We start from the raw sequence: 22,779 nt of genomic DNA on the forward strand, positions 1-22,779 counted from the left end.
GGTCTGTTCCGTCGTTTCCGCGCGGGTGGGAAGCTACTGCCCGATGCTTGACAAGCGGTGTTTCACCAACGCCCTGCGCGGGCATGGCGGCGCGGTGTTTTTCGGTTAATTGACGACCCGCGCCGCACCGTGTTCGGGCGGGGCGGCGGAAGCGGCAAAGGCATCGGCGGCATTGTGCAGCACTTCCAGCAAACCCGTGCCGATGCGGTGGGCGTAGTTCAAATCGTTCATCAGCGATGAAGCCAGCAAACCGTCGATTTCATCGCGGCGCAGTTTGGCGAGAATTTGTCCGCGCAAGCCGTCCAGCGTGTCGGTGTGGGCGGCAAATGCGTCAAGGTGTGCCTGCCATTCGCTGCTGCGGGCGGGAATGTGGGCGGCGGCATGAAAACGGCACAGGGTGTCGGTGAGGTGTTGGCGCAGGGCAAGGTAGTCCTGATGCACGGGCGATTGCGCGTCTTGCAAAAAGCGTTGCAGATTTTTTTGCAGATGCTTGCTTTCTTTGACAATCTCAACCATTTGAAACGCGGCAAGGTGGGCGGTGGTCAGTTGTTGGCGGCACGTTTCGTTGCCGTCGCTGTCGATTTTGCTGGTAAAGTCCAAAATATCGCTGTACAGGGGTTTGATTTGCCATTCGTAAAACGATTGCACATTGCTTTCCAAAGGCCGTTGCGGGGCGGGCAGCGGCTCGGTGCCGCAATAGCGGTACAGGCGGTCGGCGGGAACGTACAGGGCGTGGCAGATGACTTCCAAGCTCAAATCGGCAAGGTGGCGGATTTCCTGAAACACGGCACGCAGGGCGGTGTCGCCGGAACGCAGCATGTTGGCGTGCAAAAAGCGCGGGCGCACCGCTTCGCTGTTTTCGGGCAACAGCCCTGCGGCGGCGCGTTCGGGAATCCACTGTTGCAATTTGTCTGCCAAGCGGTTTTGCAAACGCCAAAACACCGCCAAGCCGAGCAGGTTGAACACGCTGTGGAACAATGCCAGTTGCAGCAGCGCGTTCATGCCGGTGGCTTGGGCGACGGCGGCGACGGCGCGGGTAAGCGGATACCACAGCAGCAGCGACAGCAGCGCGGTTACGCTGTTGAAAATCAGGTGCGCCAATGCCAAACGCTTGCCGCTCCGTTCGCTGCCGAGCATGCCGACCACGGCGGTGGAGGCGGACGTGCCGACATTCGACCCCATCGCCACCGCAAAGCCCTGCTCCATGCTGATTTGCCCGCCCGCCAGCGCCGCCAGCGTGAGAATCAGCGTGGCGTGGGACGACTGCAACACCAGCGTCAGCAGCAGCCCGATGCCGCAAAAAATCAAAATTTCGGCAATGCCGCTCACCTGCACCGAAGTGAAATCGATTTGTCCGCCAATCGCCTGAAAGCCGCCCTTAATCGCATCGATGCCGAGAAAAATCAGCGAAATCCCCACCAACACCCGCCCGATGGCCTTTGCCTTATTGCTGAAAAAGCCCGCCAAAATGCCAAACACCAGCATCGGCACGGCGGCGGGACTCAGGCTGATGCTCTGCCCCGCCATCGCCAACAGCCAAATACCGCTTGTCGCGCCCAAATTCGTTCCGAAAATAATCGCCAAACCGCCCGCCAGCGTAATCATGCCGGTGCTCAAAAACGCAATGGTCAGCAACGACACCAAAGTACTCGATTGCAGCACAAAGGTTGCGCCGATGCCGAACATCAGCCCCTTGACGGGGGTGGCGGTGCTTTTTGCCATCAGCTTTTCCAGCGTGCCGCCGGCGGCATTGTGCAGCCCTTCCTCGATGCACTGCATGCCGAACAAAAACAAAGCCAAGCCGTAACACAGCTTCATCCACGCGCCGCTATACCAGAACGAAGCGGCAAGAGCGGCAGATACTGCCAACAAAATCATTGGTTTGAACAATTTAAGCGCAGGGCGGGACATCATGGGGCTTCCAAACGGTTTTTCAGGCAGCACCAAACGCGTGGCGCTGCCTGAAGTTTGCGGGCAGAATGCGGCGCGTCATCGCGATGACACGCCCCAATTGCGTGGCGTTACAGCAAATCTTTCACGCCGTCTTTTTCTTCTTCCAATTCTTTCAAAGTTTTGTTGATGCGCTCTTGGCTGAACGCGTCAATTTCCAAACCCTGAACGATTTGGTATTCGCCGTTTTCGCAGGTAACGGGGAAGCCGAACATCACGCCTTCGGGAATGCCGTAAGAGCCGTCAGACGGCACGCCCATGGTTACCCATTGGCCGTTGCTGCCCAGCACCCAATCGCGGATATGGTCAATCGCGGCATTGGCGGCGGAAGCGGCGGAAGACAAACCGCGTGCTTCAATAATCGCCGCGCCGCGTTTGCCGACTGTGGGCAGGAACACGTCGGCGTTCCACACTTGGTCGTTAATCAGCGCTTTCACGCTTTCGCCGCCGATGGTGGCGAAACGGTAGTCGGCGTACATGGTCGGGGAGTGGTTGCCCCACACGCACAGTTTTTCAATCTCGCCCACGGCTTTGCCGGTTTTCTCGGCGATTTGGCTGGCGGCGCGGTTGTGGTCGAGGCGCAGCATGGCGGTGAAGTTTTTCGCGGGAAGGTCGGGCGCGGACTTCATGGCAATGTAGGCGTTGGTGTTGGCGGGGTTGCCGACCACCAAAACTTTCACATCGCGGCTGGCGACTTTGTTCAATGCCGCGCCCTGAACGGTGAAGATTTGCGCGTTGGCCTGCAACAGGTCGGCGCGTTCCATGCCCGGCCCGCGCGGACGCGCACCCACCAAAATCGCCACGTCGGCATCTTTGAACGCCACTTCGGGGTCGTCTGTGGCGACCATGCCCGCCAGCAGGGGGAAGGCGCAGTCCTGCAATTCCATCATCACGCCTTTGACGGCGTTTTGCGCCTGCGGCAAATCCAGCAGTTGCAAAATCACGGGCTGGTCTTTGCCCAGCATTTCGCCGGAAGCGATGCGGAACAGCAATGCATAGCCGATTTGACCGGCTGCGCCGGTAACGGCAACACGAACGGGTTGTTTCATAAGGGGGATTCTCCGGTGTGGGTAGGAAAGACAATCGCTTGCTTGTGCGGGGCGTGTTGTGCCGTGTAGGCAGCTTGCCCCGCCCGAATCATATCAAATTGGCGTTTTTTTGCAAGCCGCTTATTGCGCTGCGGCGGCAGACGCGTTGTCCGAAGCGGCGGCAGGTGCGGCATCGGCAAAGTATTTTTGCTCGATTTGGGCGTAGGTACCGTTGTCGCGCACCTGTTTGAGCGCGTCGTTGAGCAGCTTCAGCTTGTCGGCATCGCCTTTGCGGACGGCAAAGCCGTAGTTTTCGGTTTCAAAATCGGGCACTTCCACCATGGTAAAGCCTTTGTTGGCATTGTTTTTGATGTAGTGGGCGATGACGGCGCTGTCGCTGATGGCGGCGGACAATCCGCCGTTTTCCACTTCTTTAATCATCAGATTGACGTTTTCAAAGCGGGCGATGTTGGGGCTGGTTGCGCCAAACAGTTTTTGCGCGGCAAAGTCGCCCGTTTGTCCGGTAACCACGCCGACTTTGGGCAGTTTTTTCACGTCTTCGATGGATTGGACGTTTTTGGCGGCAGGCACGAGGACGACCTGTTTGATTTGGTAGTAAGGCTCGGTGAAGTCCATGCTCTGTTTGCGTTCATCGGTGATGGTGATGGCGGAAGCCAGCACGTCCACGTCGCCGTTGCCCAGTGCGGGAAACAGGCTGTCCCACGGCTGGTGTTGGAATTGGACTTGGAAGCCGCCCGCTTCTGCCATGGCGTTGAGCAAATCCACGTCGAAGCCGTGAATGTTTTTGTTTTCGTCTTGCGATTCGAAGGGGGCAAATTCGGCGTTCATCGCCACGCGGAACACTTTGCCGTTGCCGCCCGATGCGGGGGCGGACGCCGCGCTGCCCGATGATGTGCCGCCGCCGCAGCCTGCCAATGCCAATACCGCGCAGGAAATGCCTGCCGCCAGCCAAGTTTTCATTCGTTTGTTTCCTTCATTTGGTGGTCAAAACCCCGCCGTGTTGCGGGGCGTGTGGTAGGGTTTGTTTACAGTTTATCACAATTTCTTTACAGTTTGAAAGGGCAGGGCGGGGAAATGCGCCGCAAAAACAAAAATCCAAGCAGACGGGCTGCTTGGACGGGGCGGGGGAATTTATTCGGGGCGCATCTGCGGGAACAACACCACATCGCGAATGGTTTGCGCGTCCGTCAGCAGCATCACCAAGCGGTCGATGCCGATGCCGCAACCGCCCGTTGGCGGCAGGCCGTATTCCATGGCGCGGATGTAGTCGGCATCGTAGTGCATGGCTTCATCGTCGCCCGCGTCTTTTTGCGCCACCTGCGCCTTGAAACGCGCCGCTTGGTCTTCGGGGTCGTTCAATTCCGAATAGCCGTTCGCCAATTCGCGCCCGACCACAAACAATTCAAAACGTTCCGTCAAAGCCGGATTGCTGTCGGAGGCGCGGGCAAGCGGCGACACTTCTACGGGATAATCCACGATAAAAGTGGGGTTCCACAATTTGCTTTCCGCGCAGCCTTCAAACAAAGCCAGTTGCAAACTGCCCAAACCGCCCGCGTGCGGTAGGCTTTCGCCGTGTTTCACAATTTCTTTTTTCAGCCAGCCAGCATCGTTTAATTGTTCGTCCGTGTAGTGCGGATTAAATTTTTTAATCGCGCCCACAATCGTCAGGCGTTCAAACGGGCTTGCCAAATCCACTTCTTTGCCGTTGTATTGGATGTTCAGGCTGCCTGAAACCGCTTTGGCGGCGGCACGAATCACGTTTTCTGTCATTTCCATCATGCGTTCGTAACCGCAAAACGCCTCGTAAAACTCCATCATGGTAAATTCGGGATTGTGGCGCGGCGACATGCCCTCGTTGCGGAAATTGCGGTTGATTTCAAACACCCGCTCCAAACCGCCCACCACCAGCCGTTTCAAATACAACTCCGGCGCAATCCGCAAATAAAGCGGCATGTCCAGCGCATTGTGGTGCGTAACAAACGGCTTCGCCGCCGCCCCACCCGGAATCGGGTGCATCATCGGCGTTTCCACTTCCAAATAACGCTCGTCCACCATAAATTGACGAATGGTTTGAATGATTTGGCTGCGCTTAATAAAAATCTCGCGCGAATCGGCATTCGCCATCAAATCCACATAACGTTGGCGGTATTTGGTTTCTTGGTCGGACAAACCGTGAAACTTGCTCGGCAGGGGACGCAGCGATTTGCTCAACAAATGCAGCTTGGATACGCGCACGGTCAATTCGCCGTGATTGGTTTTGAACAGCGTGCCTTCTGCGCCGACAATATCGCCCATGTCCCAATGTTTGAACGCCTCGTGCGCCGCCTCGCCCACGCCTTGATTATTGATATACAACTGGATTTGTCCGCCCATATCCTGCACGGTGGCAAAGCTCGCCTTGCCCATCGCGCGTTTGAGCATCATGCGCCCCGCGATTTTCACGGGAATGTTTTGCGGGTCAAGTTCTTCTTTGGACAATGCGCCGTACTGCGCCTGCAAGTCGGCGGCAAAGGCATCGCGGCGGAAGCCGTTGGGAAAGGCAATGCCTTCGCTGCGGATTTGATTGAGTTTTTCGCGGCGCAGGGTGATGATTTGGTTTTCGTCCTGCACGGGGTCTTGGGTATCGTGTGTTTCGGTCATGTTCGCTAACAAAACGGCAAAAAACGCGCATTTTACGCCGTTTTTCTGCCTTTTACAAAGCATCGGGCGGAAAAAACGCCCCGTTCGGCGGGGAACGGGGCGCGGGGTTTATTTGCGTTTGCGCTGCGGCGGCAAATCGGTACACACACCGAGCGCCACTTCCGCCGCCATGCCGATGCTTTCGCCCAAAGTCGGATGCGGGTGAATGGTTTTGCCGATGTCTTCGGCATCGCAGCCCATTTCAATCGCCAAACAGATTTCGCCAATCATGTCGCCCGCGTGCGTGCCGACCATGCCGCCGCCGATGATGCGACCCGTTTCCGCGTCAAAAATCAATTTGGTAAAGCCTTCATCGCGACCGTTGGCGATGGCGCGTCCGCTCGCCGCCCAAGGGAACACGGCTTTGTTAATCTTGATGTTGTCGCGCTTGGCGATTTCTTCGGTAACGCCCACCCACGCCACTTCGGGGTCGGTGTACGCCACGCCCGGAATCACGCGGGCATCAAAATAGGCTTTGTGTCCGGCGCAGTTTTCGGCGGCAACGTGTCCCTCATGCACGGCTTTGTGCGCCAGCATCGGTTGTCCGACCACGTCGCCGATGGCGTAAATATGGGGAACGTTGGTGCGCTGCTGTTTGTCCACTTCAATAAAGCCGCGCTCGCTCACCGCCACGCCCGCTTTGTCCGCGCCGCACAGTTTGCCGTTGGGCGCACGTCCCGCCGCCACCAGCACCATATCGTAACGTTGCGGTTCTTGCGGGGCTTTTTCGCCTTCAAACGATACGTAAATGCCGTCTGATTTGGCTTCTACGGCAACGGTTTTGGTGTTGGTCATGATGTTGTCGAAGCGGTGGGCGTTCATTTTTTCCCACACTTTTACCAAGTCGCGGTCTGCGCCCTGCATCAGTCCGTCCATCATTTCCACCACGTCCAAGCGCGTGCCGAGCGTGCTGTACACCGTGCCCATTTCCAAGCCGATGATGCCGCCGCCGATAATCAGCATTTTTTCAGGCAGCCTGCCGCCGTTCTGACGCAGTTCCAATGCGCCCGTGCTGTCCACGATGCGCGGGTCTTGCGGGATAAACGGCAGGTTCACCACGCGGCTGCCTACGGCGATGACGGCGTTTTTAAAGGCGATGGTTTGGTGTTCGCCCGTTTCGTTTGCCTGTTCGTATTGGCTGCTTTCGGTCAGGGCAACGCGAATGTGGTTGGCGGAAACAAATTCGCCGCGCCCGCGAATAATGTCCACTTTCCGCGCTTTCGCCATACCCGCCAAACCGCCCGTCAGTTTGCCGATGACTTTTTCTTTGTAGGCACGCAGTTGGTCAATGTCAATTTCGGGTTCGGGGTATTTGATGCCGTTGGCGGCAAGGTGGCGCACTTCATCAATCACCGCCGCGTTGTGCAGCAGGGCTTTGGACGGAATGCAGCCCACGTTCAGACACACGCCGCCCAAAGTGGCGTATTGCTCGACAATGGCGGTTTTCAAACCAGCATCGGCGGCGGCAAACGCGGCGGAATAACCGCCCGGCCCGCCGCCGAGTACCACCACATCGTATTCGGCATCGCTGCTGCCGGAGAACGCGGCGGCTTGCGGCGCGGGCGCGGCTGCCTGAACGGGTGCGGCTTGTTCGGTTTTTTCAGACGGCGCGGCGGCGGGCGCACCGGCGGCGGCTTCAATCACGGCAATCACGCCGCCTTCGGAAATTTTGCCGCCCACCGCCACTTTCACTTCTTTCACCACGCCTGCGGCGGTGGCGGGAACGTCCATCGTGGCTTTGTCGGTTTCCAGCGTAACCAAAGTGTCGTCCACGTTGACCGTGTCGCCTGCTTTGATTTCCACGGCGATAACGTCCACGTTTTCGTGTCCGCCGATGTCGGGGACTTTCAGTTCAATCAAGCTCATGTTTTGCCTTTCTCAACAAATCGGGACGAAGCGTCGCCCTCCGTCCGCAAAAACGCCCATTATACCCCACCTGTGTGTGGGCATGACGGTGTCTCGTTTTTGACGTTTGCGCCGCCGCCACGCCCGCTTTTGCACGGCGCACTTGCCAAAGCGGGCTTTACGCGTTAAGTTCGGGGTTTTGCCCGACTGCCGTCAGGGTTGCGCCCCGTACCGCCGCCAACGGCGGGGTTTCAAACCGAAAAGGAATGTTGATGAAAACCTACGCCCCCAAATTGAGTTTTGAATTTTTCCCCACGCGCACGCCCGAAGGACGCGCCAAACAGGTCATCACCCGCAAACAATTGAGCCAGTTCCGTCCCGACTTTTTTTCCTGCACATCGGGCGCGGGCGGCAGCACCCGCACAGGCACGCTGCAAACGGTGGGCGACATCTTGGGCGAAGGCACGCCCGCCGCACCGCACCTGCCCTGCATCGGCATGCGGGCAGACGAAATCAAAACCCTGCTGGCAGAATACAAACGCATGGGCGTGCGCCACATCGTTGCCCTGCGCGGCGACATTCCTTCGGGCATCGGCTTCGGTGCGGACGGCTTGCGCTATGCCAACGAATTGGTCGAGCTGATTAAAACCGAACACGGCAACGACTTTCATGTGGAAGTGGCGGCGTATCCCGAATACCACCCGCAGGCGCGCAGTGCCGAAGACGACATCAACCACTTCGTCCGCAAAGTCAAAGCGGGCGCGGATTCGGCGATTACCCAATATTTTTACAATGCCGATGCCTACTTCCGTTTTGTGGACGACGTGCAGGGGCGCGGCGTGGACATTCCCATCGTGCCGGGCATCATGCCCGTTGCCGGATTTGCCAAGCTGGCGCGTTTTTCCGATGCCTGCGGTGCGGAAATTCCGCGCTGGCTGCGCCTGAAGCTGCAATCGTATGCGGACGACACGGCGGCGATTAAGGCGCTGGCATTGGACGTGGTCACGGAAATGTGCCAACGCCTGCTGCGCGAAGGTGCGCCCGGACTGCATTTTTACACGCTCAACCAAGCGGGCTTGTCGTCCACCATCTGCCAGCGTTTGGGCTACTAGCCCGCGCCGAAAGGAAACCGAAATATGCTTCCCCCCTTTTTTACCGAAAAGCAGACGCAGGGCGCGCGGGACGAACAGCAAGATTGCGTGCGCAACCTGATTGTCGGCGAACACACCACCCTGCACATTCTCGCAGACGGCATGGGCGGGCACCGCAACGGCAGTTTGGCTGCCGAAACCGCCGCCAAAGCGTTTTCCGACCATGTGGAAGCGCACGGCGCGTCCGCGCAGCCCGAAGCCCTGCTCAAACAGGCTTTGTACGCCGCCAACAACGCCATTGCACGCATCATCACCGTCCGTCCGGAAACGGAAGGCATGGGGACGACTTTGCTGGCGCTGCTGCTCAACCGCCAAAGCGGGGCGTACAGCTTTGTCAGCGTGGGCGACAGCCCTTTGTATGTGTTTGACGATGCAAGCGGATTGCGCCGTATCAATGCCAACCATGCGTTTGCCGCCGATTTGGAAAAGCTGGTGCGGGCGGGGCAAATCAGCCGCGAAGAAGCCGAGCAACATCCTTCGCGCCATGCCATTACCAGCGCGGTGATGGGGCGCGACATTCCGCGCATCGATTTGCAGTCGGGCATGCTGCTGCCCGATGCCCTGCTGCTGATGGCGAGCGACGGGCTGCAAACGCTGAACGATGCGCCCGAAGGCGAAATGGCGGCGTTGTTGGAGCGTTATGCTGCGGATTTGGACGATTGCGGCACGAAGCTGTTGGCGGCGGTGCGCGATAAGGACAAGCCCGGTCAGGACAATGCCAGCCTGATTCTGATTCGCCGTCCGCCGGCGGTGCGCACGGTTGCCAATCCGATTACCCGCAACAACAAAAAACGCGGCAGCACGGCGGCACGGGCGCAGCGTGCGGCGGCGGCACAGCCGGAAAAAAACGCGGTGTCTTGGGTGCCGGTGCTGGCGGGCATGGCTTTGGCGGCGGTGGTGGTGGCGGGGGTGTTGTTGTTTCTGTTTGCGGCGGAGAAGGGTGGGTCGGCGCAACCGAACGCGGCACCTCCCGCCGCCGCTTCCGCCGTATCCGCACCCCTGCCCGCATCTGCGCCGCCGCCTGCCCCGACTGCGTCTGCACCCGCTTCCGCCGCCGCCGTGCCGCTTGCGGGCAGTGAGGCGTCCGCCCCTGCCGCAGCTTCCGCCGTTTCCGCTTCGCAAACCGATTAGAAAACAACGTTATGAGTATCGACTACCGCCATGATGCCCTGCCGTCCGGGCATCTGCTTCACAACAACACCTACCACATCGAGCGCGTGCTGGGGGCGGGCGCGTTCGGCATTACCTATTTGGCGCGTCATGTGCTGCTGGGTTCGCATCATGTGATTAAGGAGTATTTTCCCGACACCGCCACCCGCGTGGACGGCATGGTAACGGCGCGGAGCAATCAGGAAGAAGCCCTGTTCCAATCGGGCTTGCAAAGCTTTTACAAAGAAGCGCAGTGGCTGCACCAATTGAGCCACCCGAACGTGGTCAAAGTCAGCGACATGTTTGAAAACCACGGCACGGCGTATTTTGTGATGCCGTATCTGGGCGACACCACGCTGCTGGATTGGATTAATGCCCACACCGTTCCCGACCGCGCCGATTTGGAACGGATTTTCATTCCCCTGCTGGAGGGCTTGAAATACATTCACGAGCAGGGCCTGCTGCACCGCGACATCAAGCCTGCCAATATTTTGTTGGCAAACGGGCATGTGCCGACTTTGATTGACTTCGGCTCGGCGCGGATTACCGTCAGCCGCAACAGCCGTCCGCTCGAGCAGATTCTCACGCCCGGTTTTGCGCCCATCGAGCAATACAGCAATCGCGGGCCCTACACCCCCGCTTTGGACGTGTACGGCTTGGCGGCGTGCCTGCATCAGGCAATCACGGGCGAGCTGCCGCCGGAAGCGCCCGACCGCGTGCAAAAACACGACCCCTACGAAGCGTTGGTGCGGCGCAATCCTTATGCGCGGCGTTATCCGCAGTATTGGCTCGCCCCCATCGACAAGGGCTTGAACGTGCATGCGTCCGACCGTTTTCAAAACGCGTTTGACATGCAAAACGCCCTGATGGGCAAGGCGGGGCAGGCGCAGGGCGGGTCGTGGCGGGAGCGGGTGAAAAAGTGGTTTTCTCCGGCAGCAGCACCGGCGGGCGGGGCGGACGGTCAAAACCTGCAGAAAGCACGTCCGCAGCCGCAACGCACCACGCCCAAGCCGTCCAAGCCGAAAAAATCGGGCGGCGGCTGTGCGGCATCGCTGTTGCGTTTGCTGCTGATTGGCGGGGCGGCGGGCATCGGCACCTACGGCTATTTTGCCGGCAAAAAAGGGCAAACGGACGGGCAGGGCGCGGCGGCGGTGCGCGAAGACGGCAAACCCTATCGCGGCGAATTGAGCCTGACGGTGGCGGGCAAAAAAGCCACCTTTAGCGGGCGCATCGAAAACGGCAAAGCAAACGATGCGGACGGCAAGCTGGTGTTTGCGGACGGCACGGTGTGCGAAGGCAGCATCGTCAACAACAAACGCGAAGGCACGGTGTCGTGTACCTATCCCAAAGGCAGCCGCTACACCGGCACATGGAAAAACGACCAAAAACACGGCGAAGGCGAATACATCATGGGCGCGAACTCCGCCGCCCAATCGTATCGCGGCGGCTATGTGCGCGGCAAATTGCAAGGCGAAGGCGTGATTGTGTACAAAAACGGCGCCTCCTACGAAGGCGCGTTTGCCAACGACCGCATCATGGGCAAAGGCACGATGACGGGCATGAAAGACGCTCCCGCGTGCAAGGGCGAGTTCAACCAGTTGAAAAACACCGCCGTGTGCAGCTACCGCGAAAACGGGCTGACCTTCCGCTACGAAGGCGGGTTTAAAAACGCGCTGTGGGAAGGCAAAGGCAGGCTGATTCGCTTGGACGGCGGCGAAGAAGTCGGGCGCAGCGAAGGCATATTCAAGCAGGGCGAGCTGGTGGAAGAAACCCGCCGTCCCGCCCCGCCCGTTGAGGGCGAGAAAATCGAAAACGATGAAGAATCTGCCAATTAACCAACAAACCAATCGATGAGAAAGGGTGTAGCGGTGAAAATCAAAACACGATATGTATGGCTGTTGTGGCTGTTGGCGGCGCTGCCCGTGCGCGCAGACGACTATCCCGACGTGCGGGCGGCGCAGCAGTCGGTGTACCGCGTGTGGCTGGGGCTGCCCCTGCCCAAGGAGTTTGCGCTGCAAAGCGGCACGTCCTACCGCCCCGCTTTGGACAACAAAGGCTTTGCGGTTGCGCCGTTTGACGGCCTGCACCTGCAAAGCAAATCTTCGGGCAAGCTGCGCGAAGCGGGCGGAAGCGGGCTGGTGTTCCAATACGGGGCGCAGCCTTATTTGCTGCTGACAACGGGCTCTGCCTATGTGGTGTCCAAGCAGGGGCATTTGCTGACGGCGGCTGCGGTGGCGGCAGATGTGGGCGGCACCGAAGTGTTTTACACCGACAAAGCGGGCATGCGCTACAACGGCGGCGACGGCAAAGTGCGGGCATTTGTGGTCACGGCGGTGTCGCCGAAGCTGGCATTGCTGCCTGCCGACACGGTGCTGGCAGACGGCAGGCGCGGCTTGGCGGTGCTGGCGGTAAAAGACCCGCGCATGCTCAAAGGCAAGCCGGTGGCACTGGCAGACGCGCAGTTTGCCGAACGCGGCACGCCCGTGTTTGCGGTGGGCATGGAGGGCGTGTCCGACCAATTGGCGGCGAAGCGGGGCGCGTTTGACGAAGCGGGCTATCTGAACGCCGTCAGCGTGCAGGGCATGCTCGAACGCCATGTGAAAAGCGGCGCGGCAGACGCATGGGAACACGGCGCACAAGTGCAGGGCAGCATGCGCGGCGGGCCCTTGCTCAACCGTTGCGGACAGGCGGTGGCAACGGTGCAAATCGGCAAAAACCAAACCGCCGTTGCCAACAGCGAAGCGGCTGCTTTGCTGCGCAAACAGCAAATACCGTTTACACAGATTACGGGGCGTTGCGGCGGGGCGGAAGCGGTGGCCGCCAACTGGCTGGACGCCATCATCCGTTTTGTGAAAACGGCGGCGGAAAAACCCTACACCTTCATTCCCCTGCTGATGATTGGCACATTGGTGCTGCTTGCCTGCGTGATTGCCTTCAAACTGCTGCTGTGGGTGTTGCGCCGCAAACGCGCCGTCAAGCAAAACCGCCGTGCCGCGCCGGAAGCGCCGTCTGCCGCGCCGCGCCCGCAGCCCGCGCCCGCCCCGAAAACCGAAATGCGCCATACCCGCCAAGCTGCCAACGCGCCGCACGGCACGCCCGCCGTATTGCACGCCCTTGCCGGTGCGGTGGCGCAACTGACCGTTTATCCGCAGCAACGGCTGCGTGTCGGGCGCGGCAGCGACTGCGACGTGGTGATTGCCCACCCGACCGTGTCCGCCCACCATTTGACCCTGTATTTTGACGGACACGGCGTGTATGTCGAAGACGCGGGCAGCACCAACGGCACATTTGTCAACGGGCATCCCGTGCGCGGGCAAACCCTGTTGCAGGACGGCGACGTGCTGCAACTGACGGCAGATGCCGGCATTGCCGCATTCCGCTTCGGCGCGGCGCGGACACAAGTTGCCCCTGTGGCGCGTTTGCAGGCGCAAACGGCGGATTGGCCCGACATCGCGCTGATGGCGGGGCAGCAATACCGCATCGGACGCGCCGCCGACAACGACGTCTGCTTCACGCACCCCGAAATTTCGGGCTACCATGCCCTTGTGCGGGTGGGTGCGGACGGCAGCGTGCATATTGACGACTGCCAATCCACCAACGGCACGCTGATTGACGGCAGTGCGGTGCAATCCGCCGCACTGGACATCGGTCAGACCGTGTGTTTCGGCACGTCCCAAGCCACCTACCGCCTTGTCCGCCACTAGGGCGTGTCATCAATTGACTGAAAAAACGCCGCGCCGTCATGCCCGCGCAGGCGGGAATCTAACAATAAGTTCAAGCAAACCTTGATAAAACATGGCTTGCCAAGTATTGCACAGTGGATACCCGCATGCGCGGGCATGACGGCATTTGTTATATTGCACTGATTTTCAGTAGAAAAATTTAAATGATGACACGCCTTGGGGCGCATTATCGATAAAACACCCGAACAAACAAGGAGAAAGCACAACATGCCTTTGCAACTTTGCCAAGCCGGCAAACACTATTACGACCACACGCTCGGGCAATGCCCCTATTGCGAAGCCGACGCCCGCGCCCGCACCGTTGCCGCCCCGCGCACCACGCGCCTGAACGAAAACCCCGTTCCGCGCCCCGCCGCGTCCGCACCGAAAACCACCACCGTCCGCACCGCCGTTGCCGCGCCCAAAACCGAGCTGCTCGGCGCGGCGGCGGGCGCGATGCTGCCCGTAACCGGCTGGCTGGTGCTGCTCACGAGCAAGGAGCGGGGGCGCGATTTCCGCCTGATTCAGGGCGAAAACCGCATCGGGCGCAACCGCGACATGGAGGTGTGCTTGGATTTCGGCGCAAACAGCGACCCGCACGTCAGCCGCGACACCCACGCCGCCGTGGTGTACGACCACCATGCGCGGGAGTTTTTTGTCGAGCGCGGACACTCCCGCAACCTGCCCCTGCTCAACGGCGCCACCGTGCGCGGCGAACCCGTGCTTCAGCCGTATGACGTGCTGCGGGTCGGGCAAACCGACCTGCTGTTTCTGCCCCTGTGCGGCAAAACCTTTGCTTGGCAGGATTGATTTTTGTTTGAACGGGAAAAAATAATGGAACACTTGCGTTTGTCGCAAACCGGATTGTGGATTGTCAAAATCGGCTCGAGCTTGGTTACGGCGGGGGGAAGCGGCATCGACCGTGCCGCATTGGACGGCTGGGCGGCGCAAATCGCCGCACTCAAACGCCGCAAAGTAAACGTGGTGCTGGTGTCGAGCGGCGCGATTGCCGAAGGCTTGTCGCGTTTGGGCTGGACGGAACGCCCCACCGCGCTCAACCAATTGCAGGCGGCGGCGGCGGTCGGGCAAATGGGCTTGGCACAGGCCTACGAACAAGCCTTCGCCCCGCACGGCATCACCACCGCGCAAATCCTGCTCACCCACGACGACCTGCGCCACCGCACCCGCTATCTGAACGCCCGCAGTACCCTGAACACCCTGCTGGCACACGGCATCGTCCCGATTATCAACGAAAACGACACCGTAACCACCGATGAAATCAAACTCGGCGACAACGACACGCTCGGCGCACTGGTTGCCAACCTGCTCGATGCCGACCTGCTGGCGATTCTCACCGACCAGCGCGGACTCTACGACAGCGACCCCCGCCGCAACCCCGATGCCCGCTTCATTCCGCGCATCGCCGCCGACCACCCCGATTTGGAAAACATGGCGGGCGGTGCGGGAACGGGGGTCGGCACGGGCGGCATGTACACCAAAGTTCTTGCCGCCAAACGCGCCGCCCAAAGCGGTGCCGCCACCGTAGTCGCATCGGGGCGGGAAACGGACGTGCTGCTGCGCCTGCACCGCGATGAAGCGGTCGGCACCCTGTTTGGCGGCAGCGTTTCCCGCGTCAATGCCCGCAAACAATGGCTGGCGGGGCAACTGCGCGTGTGCGGACACGTTACCGTTGATGCGGGCGCGGCAAGCGCCCTGTGCGAACAGCACCGCAGCCTGCTGCCCGTAGGCTGCACCGAAGTGCGCGGACAATTCCTGCGCGGCGACCTGATTGCCGTTTGCGATGACACGGGGCGCGAAATCGCGCGCGGCTTGAGCAACTACAGCAGCAGCGACACCGAAAAAATCCTGCGTACCGCCCCCCGCGACATCGCCGCCAAACTCGGCTACGCCCACGAAGACGAACTCATCCACCGCAACAACCTCGTCCTCTCCCCCGCCCGAAAGGAACACCCGTGAACACCCGTCTCGATTCGCTCCAACCCTATCCCTTCGCCCGCCTGCGCCAAGCCATGCAAGGCATAGCCCCGCCGCAAGGTTTGTCCGTGATTCCCCTGCACATCGGCGAACCGAAACACCCCGCCCCGCGCGTGGTTACCGATGCGCTCGTATCCGCGCTGGACGGCGTGTCGCAATATCCACTCACGCAAGGGTTGCCCGAACTGCGCCAAGCCTGCGCCGACTGGCTCGCCCGCCGTTACAACGGCTTGACGCTCGACCCCGAAACGCAAATCCTGCCCGTACTCGGCAGCCGCGAAGCCTTGTTTTCTTTCGCGCAAACGGTGTTGGACGGCGCGGAACGCCCCGTAGTCGTCTGTCCGAACCCGTTTTACCAAATCTATGAAGGCGCAACCTTGCTGGCGGGCGGCGAAACCGTGTTCGCCAACAGCACCGCGCCGCGTTTTCTGCCCGATTGGAACAGCGTGCCGGAAGCGGCGTGGCGGCGTTGCCGTTTGCTGTTCGTCTGCTCGCCCGACAATCCTTCAGGCAGCGTGTTCGGCTTGGACGACTGGCGCGAACTGTTTGCCCTGCAAGACCAATACGGTTTCGTGATTGCGGCAGACGAATGTTATTCGGAAATTTATTTTGACGGCCGCGCACCGACAGGCTGCCTGCAAGCGGCGGCGCAACTGGGACGCGGCACCGACAACATCGTAATGTTTACCAGCCTGTCCAAGCGTTCCAACGTGCCGGGGCTGCGTTCCGGTTTTGCGGCGGGCGATGCGCGTTTGCTGGAAAAGTTTTTGCTTTACCGCACTTATCACGGCAGCGCGATGGGTTTTCCCGTGCAGCACGCCAGCATTGCCGCGTGGCGCGATGAGGCGCACGTTGCCGAAAACCGTCGTCTGTATGCGGAAAAATTCGCCCGCGTGCTGCCCGTGTTGCAACAGCGTTTTGAAGCGCGGCTGCCTGAAGCCTCGTTTTATTTGTGGCTGCCCGTGCCGGACGGCGACGATTTGGCGTTCGCGCAAACGCTGTATCGCCAAGCCGCCGTGCAGGTGCTGCCCGGACGCTTTTTCGCCCGCGACACCGCGCAGGGCAATCCGGGACGCGGTTTCGTCCGCATCGCGCTGGTGGACGAAGTGCCGCGCTGCGTGGAAGCGGCGGAACGCATCGCAAACGTGTTTGCCGCCGCCCGATGACGCAAGAAGCTGGACAAGCCCCGAATATCGGTTTATCCTGCGCCGTCTGCCGAAATTGTGCTTGGCAAAAACCTTTTTGAACCCAATTGTTTGGATACCATGAGCGAATACCTGTTTACTTCCGAATCCGTTTCCGAAGGCCACCCCGACAAAGTGGCCGACCAAATTTCCGATGCCGTGCTGGACGCGATTTTCGCGCAAGACCCGCAAGCCCGCGTCGCCGCCGAAACGCTGGTCGCCACCGATTTGTGCGTGTTGGCGGGCGAAATCACCACCACCGCCCAAGTCAATTACGAACAAATCGCCCGCGACACCGTGCGCCGCATCGGTTACAACGACCCCGCGCTCGGTTTTGCCGCCGACACTTTCAAACTGGTGCTGAATTATGGTCAGCAGTCGCCCGACATCGCGCAAGGCGTGAACGAGGGCGAAGGTTTGGATTTGGAACAAGGCGCGGGCGACCAAGGTTTGATGTTCGGCTACGCCTGTGATGAAACCCCCGCGCTGATGCCCTTTCCGATTTATTACAGCCACCGCCTGATGCAGCGTCAGAGCGAAGTGCGCAAAAGCGGGCTGCTGCCGTGGCTGCGCCCCGATGCCAAAGCGCAACTCACCTGCGTGTACGACAGCGAAACCGGCAAAGTGAAACGCATTGATACCGTTGTGCTTTCCACCCAGCACGATGAAAGCATCGCCCACGAAGATTTGTGCGCGGCGGTGAAAGAACACATTATTTTCCCCGTTTTGCCGAAAGAAATGCTGACGGACGAAACCAAGTATCTGATTAACCCGACCGGAAATTTCGTTATCGGCGGGCCGCAGGGCGATTGCGGTTTGACCGGCCGCAAAATCATTGTGGACACTTACGGCGGCGCAGCTCCGCACGGCGGCGGCGCGTTTTCCGGCAAAGACCCGAGTAAAGTCGACCGTTCCGCCGCCTACGCCTGCCGTTATGTGGCGAAAAACATTGTCGCGGCGGGCTTGGCGAGCCAATGCCAAATCCAGATTTCCTACGCCATCGGCATCGCCGAGCCGACCTCCATCGCCATCGACACCTTCGGCACGGGCAAGCTCAACGAAGCGGAACTGATTGCGCTGGTGCGCGAACATTTTGATTTGCGTCCGAAAGGCATTGTGCAGATGCTGGATTTGTTGCGCCCGATTTATTCCAAGTCTGCCGCTTACGGGCATTTCGGGCGTGAAGAGCCTGAATTTACTTGGGAAAAAACCGATAAGGCTGATGCCCTGAAAGCGGCGGCGAAGCTGTAAAGCCTTATTTGCACATGCTTAATAAACAACGCATTGAATGCTTGCCGATGCGTTGTTTATTGTTTTTCTGGCAAGTGGTTAATCGGGCTTGGGCAAAAACAACACCGAAAGCACGGCGGCGGAAACCATGCCGCACACCGCAAACACCACGGCAAAAAATCCCGCCCACCCCCAATCATCACGATTCCAAAAGCCTGACGAATTCAGTGCCGAAAGAAAAACCATCAGCAAAACCGGATACGCCCCGCCGCACACCCCGCCCGCACACACGGTTTTCAGGCAGCCTGCGAGATTGCGCCGCCAGTTGCGCCGTTTCGCCCACAACGCCGTTGCCAATGCCGCCGGAACAGCCAATACTGAAAAATAAAAACCGCCAAGCAAATCAATCAAAACCGTAAACAAATTGTCAAAAGAAAGATTGGACAACGTGCTCCGCAAGGTCAGCAACCACATCGGCACCGCCCCGCCCAAACAGGCAAACGCCCACAAAGTTTTGGTATAACTGGCGGGATTGTCGCGCAATTCGTTTTCCATGTTTCGCTCCTGTCAAATAAACGCGATTATCGCACGGCTTATTGTTTCTCCGCACACAAACCGTTAATATCACGCATTTTCCCCAGTGAATCCGATGTACCACGCCTATTCCGCCCAGCTCGCCGACAAAACCGCCCGTTTGCAACACCTGCTCGCCCCGTTTGCCGCGCCCGCGCCCGAAGTGTTTGCTTCGCCGCCGCAGCATTACCGCATGCGTGCCGAGTTCCGCATTTGGCATGACGGCGATGAGATTTGTTACGCCATGTTTGAACGCGGGCAAAAAGCCAACCGCCATTCTTTAATCCGTCTGACCGAATTTCCCGCCGCCTGCGACAGCATCAACGCGATGATGCCGCGCCTGCTTGCCGCCGTCCGCGCCGATGAAGTGTTGCGCGAAAGGCTGTACCAATGCGAGTTTTTGGCGACTTTAAGCGGCGAAATGCTGATTACCCTGATTTACCACAAAAAATTGGACGATGCTTGGCAGGCAGCCGTGCAGCGTTTGCAAGACGGATTGGGCGTGTGGCTGATTGGGCGCAGTCGCGGGCAGAAAATCGTTTTGACGCAGGATTTTGTTACCGAAAGCCTGAACGTGTGCGGCGAAACGCTGCGCTACCGCCAGATTGAGGGCGGGTTCAGCCAGCCCAATGCTTTGATGTGTCAGGAAATGTTGTCGTGGTCGTGTGCTTGTGCCGAAAATGTCGGCGGCGATTTGCTGGAGCTGTATTGCGGCAACGGCAATTTTACCGTACCGCTTTCGCGCCGTTTCCGCCGCGTGTTGGCAACCGAGTTGTCCAAAACTTCGGTACGCGCCGCGCAATGGAATTTGTCCGCCAACGGTGCGGACAATGTGGACATTGCGCGTTTGTCGGCGGAGGAGTTGGCACAAGCGTTTTCAGGCAGCCGCGCGTTCCGCCGTTTGGCAGAGCAGAATATTGATTTGCACGATTTTGATTTTTCTACGGTATTGGTGGACCCGCCGCGTGCGGGCGTGGACGCGGATACGCTGCGGCTGTTGCGCGGTTTCCGCCATATTCTGTATATTTCCTGCAATCCGCACACGCTGGCGGACAATTTGGCGCAGTTGGGCGGCAGCCACCGCGTGCTGCGTTGCGCTTTGTTTGACCAGTTTCCGTTTACCGAACATATTGAATGCGGGGTGTTTTTGCAAAGCACTGCTTCCGCATAAGGAATACCGATGAGCGAAACCGCTTTACACACGCCCGCCGAAGCGCGTTATTTTGCCCTGTGCGACAGCCGTCCCGATGAAAAATTTGAGCTGTACAACGGCGAAATTTACGCGATGGGCAACACATCGTTTAATCATGATTTGCTGAAAAGCCAATTCGGACGAAAAATCGGCAACCATTTTGACGACAACCACATTCGTTGCCGGGAAATCATTGAGGGCAAACTGCATATCGGCAAAAATTACTTTATTCCCGATATTATGGTGGTGTATAAAAAACCTAAAGAAACAGCGTTTTCCGAGCCTGTGGTGATTGTGGAAATTTTGTCGGATTCCACCCGCGCCAAAGATTTCGGTTTTAAATTCCGCGAATATAGTTAAAATGCTTTATTTTCCATGCGGCGTTGGCTCGCCGCCGTGTATGAAAAATAAATCATTTCAGTTTGAAACCCGCCGTTTACGGCGGTAAAAGTAGTTTTTATTCGGGCGGAGGCACCTCGTCCGAATCAGGGCAACGCATAGGGCTGTGCTTTATGTTCAGCCCTGTGAGTTGAAACGTAATATTTTTGGAGAAACAATCATGTCTTCCGTTTCCAAACAGCGCAGCGCCTTGCTGGGCGCGGCGTTTTTGATGGCGACTTCCGCCATCGGGCCCGGTTTTCTCACCCAAACCGCCACTTTTACCGAAAAGCTGTTGGCGAGTTTCGGTTTTGTGATTTTGCTGTCCATTTTGCTGGACATCGGCGCACAGTTGAATATTTGGCGGATTGTGGCGGTGTCGGGCAAACGCGCCCAAGATATTGCCAACGAGGTGTTTCCGGGCGCGGGTTATTTTTTGGCGGCGCTGATTGTGATGGGCGGTTTGGCGTTCAATATCGGCAATGTCGGCGGGGCGGGCTTGGGCATCAATGTGCTGACGGGGCTGCCTGAAGCGGTGGGGGTGGTGTTGTCGGGCGCGGTGGCGTTGGCGGTGTTTTTGTTCCGCGAGGCGGGGCGGGTGATGGACCGTTTCGCGCAGGTGATGGGCTTTGTGATGATTGCGCTGACGCTGTATGTGATGTTCCGCGCCGACCCGCCCGTTGCGGCGGCGGCAGCCGGTACGTTTGCGCCGGACAAATTGGACGCGGTGGCGATTGTTACGCTGGTGGGCGGTACGGTGGGCGGTTACATCACCTTTGCGGGCGCACACCGTTTGTTGGACGCGGGGGTAACGGGACAAGCCGCGCTGCCTGAAGTGAACAAAAGTTCGGTATCGGCGATTTTGATTGCTTCGGTGATGCGGGTGGTACTGTTTTTGGCGGTGCTGGGGGTGGTGTCGCAGGGCGTGGCGCTTGACCCGAAAAATCCCGCGTCCACGCCGTTTGCGCATGTGGCGGGCAATGTGGGGCTGATGATTTTCGGGGTGGTGATTTGGGCGGCATCGATTACTTCGGTAATTGGCGCGGCCTACACTTCGGTGTCGTTTATTTCGGGCTTCCACCCTGCCTTGGAACGGCACAAAAACCGCGTGATTATCGCCTTTATCGTGATTTCCACGCTGGTGATGGCCACGGCGGGCAAACCGGCAAAAGTGCTGGTGTTGGTGGGAACGTTGAACGGCTTGATTTTGCCGGTGTCGCTGGGCTTGATTTTATGTGCGGCGCACAAGCGCAAAATTGTCGGCGATTACAAACACCCGCTTTGGCTGACGGTGGCGGGCGCGGTGGTGGTGGTGGCGATGGGCGTGTTGAGCGCGCAAACGCTGCTGAAGTATTTGGGCGGGTGAGGGCGTGATGCCCGACTTGTTCGCCAATCCGCCCGCCGCCCCGCTTGCCGAACGCCTGCGCCCGCACACTTTGGACGAAGTGGTCGGGCAAACGCATCTGCTCGGCACGGGCAAACCTTTGCGGGTGGCGCTGGCAAGCGGTGTGCCGCATTCCATGATTTTATGGGGCGCACCGGGCATCGGCAAAACCACGCTGGCGCGGATTGTGGCTCAGGGTTTCCATGCCCGTTTCGTGCCGCTTTCGGCGGTGTTTTCCGGTGTGAAAGACATTCGCGAAGCGGTGGCGCAGGCGCAGTCCGACCACGCGGCGGGGCGGCGCACGGTGTTGTTTGTTGATGAAATCCACCGTTTTAACAAGGCACAGCAGGACGCGTTTTTGCCGTATGTGGAAAACGGCGTGTTGGTGTTTGTCGGCGCGACCACGGAAAATCCGTCTTTTGAAGTAAATGCCGCGCTGCTCAGCCGCACGCAGGTTTACCGTTTGCAGCCGCTTGCGCCGGACGAGTTGCGCCGTTTGTGCGACAAGGCCTGCGCCTTGCCCGAATATGCGGACATCGTGTTGGAAGAGGGCGTGCGCGAAGGCTTAATCCGCATGGCGGACGGCGATGCGCGGCGTTTGTTCAACGGTTTGGAACGGCTGTTTTCAAGCAGCCCGAAACGCATCGGCGCGGACGAAGCCGCCGCTTTGCTGGGCGATGCGCCCTTGCGTTTTGACAAGGGCGGCGATGCTTTTTACGACCAGATTTCCGCCCTGCACAAATCGGTGCGCGGTTCGCACCCGAATGCCGCGCTGTATTGGTTTTGCCGAATGTTGGAAGCGGGCGCCGACCCGCGCTATTTGGGGCGGCGGCTGGTGCGGATTGCGTGGGAAGACATCGGTTTGGCCGACCCGCGCGCCGCCGCCCTTGCCAACGATGCGCTTGCCGCGTATGAACGGCTGGGTTCGCCCGAAGGCGAGTTGGCATTGGCGCAGGCGGTTTTGTATTTGGCGGCGGCGGCAAAATCCGATGCGGGCTACAGCGCGTTCAAACAAATACGCGAGTTTGCGCGGCAACACGGTTCCGCGCCCGTGCCGCCGCATTTGTGCAACGCGCCCACCGCGCTGATGAAAGCGCAGGGCTGCGGACAAGGCTACCGCCACGCCCACGATGAGCCGCACGCCTACGCCGCCGGTGAAAACTATATGCCCGCCGGCATCGCCGAACCGGATTGCTACCGCCCCACCGAGCGCGGCTTGGAAGCGAAAATTGCGGAAAAACTGGCGTGGCTGAAAAGTTTGGACGAAGCGGCTTTGGCAAAGAAAACATTTGAATAAT

18 protein-coding genes are annotated in these 22,779 nt (G+C 59.3%); 12 read left to right on the top strand and 6 right to left on the bottom strand.

The window, feature by feature from the left end; translation table 11 throughout:
• Positions 1 to 105: 105 nt before the first annotated feature.
• The 5 genes from G392_RS11805 to lpdA form a co-directional block, all read right to left on the bottom strand.
• Entirely contained in the window at positions 106 to 1,914 is a 1,809-nt protein-coding gene (locus G392_RS11805) for a Na/Pi cotransporter family protein (protein ID WP_245571902.1), read from the bottom strand.
• A 107-nt stretch (positions 1,915 to 2,021) separates the two neighbouring features.
• A complete protein-coding gene (locus tag G392_RS0101730) occupies positions 2,022 to 2,999 on the bottom strand; it encodes a malate dehydrogenase (protein WP_027008830.1) in 978 nt (325 codons plus the stop codon).
• 120 nt (positions 3,000 to 3,119) lie between these two features.
• Entirely contained in the window at positions 3,120 to 3,959 is an 840-nt protein-coding gene (locus tag G392_RS0101735) for a basic amino acid ABC transporter substrate-binding protein (protein WP_027008831.1), read from the bottom strand.
• 171 nt (positions 3,960 to 4,130) lie between these two features.
• A complete protein-coding gene (lysS, locus tag G392_RS0101740) occupies positions 4,131 to 5,639 on the bottom strand; it encodes a lysine--tRNA ligase (protein ID WP_027008832.1) in 1,509 nt (502 codons plus the stop codon).
• Between the two features lie 108 nt (positions 5,640 to 5,747).
• Complete coding sequence (lpdA, locus tag G392_RS0101745; protein WP_027008833.1) at positions 5,748 to 7,544, bottom strand: dihydrolipoyl dehydrogenase; 1,797 nt, start codon at positions 7,542 to 7,544, stop codon at positions 5,748 to 5,750.
• A 251-nt stretch (positions 7,545 to 7,795) separates the two neighbouring features.
• Between lpdA and metF the strand changes: the two genes are divergently transcribed.
• From metF to metK, 8 genes are all read left to right on the top strand, one after another.
• On the top strand, positions 7,796 to 8,635 hold the full coding sequence (gene metF, locus G392_RS0101750; RefSeq protein WP_027008834.1) for a methylenetetrahydrofolate reductase [NAD(P)H]: 840 nt from the start codon (positions 7,796 to 7,798) through the stop codon (positions 8,633 to 8,635).
• Positions 8,636 to 8,659: 24 nt separating this feature from the next.
• Positions 8,660 to 9,805, top strand: coding sequence for a PP2C family protein-serine/threonine phosphatase (locus G392_RS11810; protein ID WP_051255511.1), 1,146 nt, complete (start codon positions 8,660 to 8,662; stop codon positions 9,803 to 9,805).
• A gap of 11 nt (positions 9,806 to 9,816) precedes the next feature.
• Positions 9,817 to 11,658: a protein kinase domain-containing protein gene (locus tag G392_RS12950; RefSeq protein ID WP_051255512.1), complete on the top strand. Its 1,842-nt coding sequence runs from the start codon at positions 9,817 to 9,819 to the stop codon at positions 11,656 to 11,658.
• A gap of 15 nt (positions 11,659 to 11,673) precedes the next feature.
• Positions 11,674 to 13,527, top strand: coding sequence for an FHA domain-containing protein (locus G392_RS0101765; RefSeq protein ID WP_084165888.1), 1,854 nt, complete (start codon positions 11,674 to 11,676; stop codon positions 13,525 to 13,527).
• Positions 13,528 to 13,773: 246 nt separating this feature from the next.
• On the top strand, positions 13,774 to 14,355 hold the full coding sequence (locus tag G392_RS0101770; RefSeq protein WP_027008836.1) for an FHA domain-containing protein: 582 nt from the start codon (positions 13,774 to 13,776) through the stop codon (positions 14,353 to 14,355).
• Positions 14,356 to 14,379: 24 nt separating this feature from the next.
• Positions 14,380 to 15,522 carry a glutamate 5-kinase gene (gene proB / locus G392_RS0101775; RefSeq protein ID WP_027008837.1) on the top strand — a complete coding sequence of 381 codons (1,143 nt, stop codon included), beginning with the start codon at positions 14,380 to 14,382 and terminating at the stop codon, positions 15,520 to 15,522.
• Positions 15,519 to 16,706 (top strand): succinyldiaminopimelate transaminase, encoded by a 1,188-nt coding sequence (gene dapC / locus G392_RS0101780; protein ID WP_027008838.1) that lies wholly within the window; start codon positions 15,519 to 15,521, stop codon positions 16,704 to 16,706. Before proB ends, dapC begins: the two co-directional genes overlap by 4 nt.
• Positions 16,707 to 16,805: 99 nt before the next feature.
• Positions 16,806 to 17,975 (top strand): methionine adenosyltransferase, encoded by a 1,170-nt coding sequence (gene metK, locus G392_RS0101785; protein WP_027008839.1) that lies wholly within the window; start codon positions 16,806 to 16,808, stop codon positions 17,973 to 17,975.
• Positions 17,976 to 18,053: 78 nt separating this feature from the next.
• On the opposite strand, the gene G392_RS0101790 is transcribed toward metK, so the two are convergent.
• The gene (locus tag G392_RS0101790; RefSeq protein ID WP_027008840.1) at positions 18,054 to 18,509 is read right to left on the bottom strand and encodes a hypothetical protein; all 456 of its coding nucleotides are present in this window, start codon (positions 18,507 to 18,509) and stop codon (positions 18,054 to 18,056) included.
• 94 nt (positions 18,510 to 18,603) lie between these two features.
• Here G392_RS0101790 and trmA point away from each other — a divergent pair, with 94 nt between their 5' ends.
• The 4 genes from trmA to G392_RS0101810 all read left to right on the top strand — a co-directional run bounded on the left by trmA (position 18,604) and on the right by G392_RS0101810 (position 22,778).
• Positions 18,604 to 19,698, top strand: coding sequence for a tRNA (uridine(54)-C5)-methyltransferase TrmA (gene trmA / locus G392_RS0101795; protein WP_027008841.1), 1,095 nt, complete (start codon positions 18,604 to 18,606; stop codon positions 19,696 to 19,698).
• A 9-nt stretch (positions 19,699 to 19,707) separates the two neighbouring features.
• Positions 19,708 to 20,079: a Uma2 family endonuclease gene (locus G392_RS0101800; protein WP_027008842.1), complete on the top strand. Its 372-nt coding sequence runs from the start codon at positions 19,708 to 19,710 to the stop codon at positions 20,077 to 20,079.
• Between the two features lie 199 nt (positions 20,080 to 20,278).
• Complete coding sequence (locus tag G392_RS0101805; protein ID WP_027008843.1) at positions 20,279 to 21,463, top strand: NRAMP family divalent metal transporter; 1,185 nt, start codon at positions 20,279 to 20,281, stop codon at positions 21,461 to 21,463.
• 7 nt (positions 21,464 to 21,470) lie between these two features.
• The gene (locus G392_RS0101810; protein WP_027008844.1) at positions 21,471 to 22,778 is read left to right on the top strand and encodes a replication-associated recombination protein A; all 1,308 of its coding nucleotides are present in this window, start codon (positions 21,471 to 21,473) and stop codon (positions 22,776 to 22,778) included.
• The last annotated feature ends 1 nt before the right edge of the window (position 22,779 follow it).

The sequence above is a fragment of the Conchiformibius kuhniae DSM 17694 genome (genome assembly GCF_000428785.1).
Lineage (GTDB): Bacteria > Pseudomonadota > Gammaproteobacteria > Burkholderiales > Neisseriaceae > Conchiformibius > Conchiformibius kuhniae.

Excerpts from the sequence above, each read along its gene's own strand:
- G392_RS11805 (WP_245571902.1), bottom strand. The coding sequence starts at position 1,914 with ATGATGTCCCGCCCTGCGCTTAAATTGTTCAAACCAATGATTTTGTTG.
- G392_RS0101730 (WP_027008830.1), bottom strand. The coding sequence starts at position 2,999 with ATGAAACAACCCGTTCGTGTTGCCGTTACCGGCGCAGCCGGTCAAATC.
- G392_RS0101735 (WP_027008831.1), bottom strand. The coding sequence starts at position 3,959 with ATGAAAACTTGGCTGGCGGCAGGCATTTCCTGCGCGGTATTGGCATTG.
- lysS (WP_027008832.1), bottom strand. The coding sequence starts at position 5,639 with ATGACCGAAACACACGATACCCAAGACCCCGTGCAGGACGAAAACCAA.
- lpdA (WP_027008833.1), bottom strand. The coding sequence starts at position 7,544 with ATGAGCTTGATTGAACTGAAAGTCCCCGACATCGGCGGACACGAAAAC.
- metF (WP_027008834.1), top strand. The coding sequence starts at position 7,796 with ATGAAAACCTACGCCCCCAAATTGAGTTTTGAATTTTTCCCCACGCGC.
- G392_RS11810 (WP_051255511.1), top strand. The coding sequence starts at position 8,660 with ATGCTTCCCCCCTTTTTTACCGAAAAGCAGACGCAGGGCGCGCGGGAC.
- G392_RS12950 (WP_051255512.1), top strand. The coding sequence starts at position 9,817 with ATGAGTATCGACTACCGCCATGATGCCCTGCCGTCCGGGCATCTGCTT.
- G392_RS0101765 (WP_084165888.1), top strand. The coding sequence starts at position 11,674 with ATGAGAAAGGGTGTAGCGGTGAAAATCAAAACACGATATGTATGGCTG.
- G392_RS0101770 (WP_027008836.1), top strand. The coding sequence starts at position 13,774 with ATGCCTTTGCAACTTTGCCAAGCCGGCAAACACTATTACGACCACACG.
- proB (WP_027008837.1), top strand. The coding sequence starts at position 14,380 with ATGGAACACTTGCGTTTGTCGCAAACCGGATTGTGGATTGTCAAAATC.
- metK (WP_027008839.1), top strand. The coding sequence starts at position 16,806 with ATGAGCGAATACCTGTTTACTTCCGAATCCGTTTCCGAAGGCCACCCC.
- G392_RS0101790 (WP_027008840.1), bottom strand. The coding sequence starts at position 18,509 with ATGGAAAACGAATTGCGCGACAATCCCGCCAGTTATACCAAAACTTTG.
- trmA (WP_027008841.1), top strand. The coding sequence starts at position 18,604 with ATGTACCACGCCTATTCCGCCCAGCTCGCCGACAAAACCGCCCGTTTG.
- G392_RS0101800 (WP_027008842.1), top strand. The coding sequence starts at position 19,708 with ATGAGCGAAACCGCTTTACACACGCCCGCCGAAGCGCGTTATTTTGCC.
- G392_RS0101805 (WP_027008843.1), top strand. The coding sequence starts at position 20,279 with ATGTCTTCCGTTTCCAAACAGCGCAGCGCCTTGCTGGGCGCGGCGTTT.
- G392_RS0101810 (WP_027008844.1), top strand. The coding sequence starts at position 21,471 with ATGCCCGACTTGTTCGCCAATCCGCCCGCCGCCCCGCTTGCCGAACGC.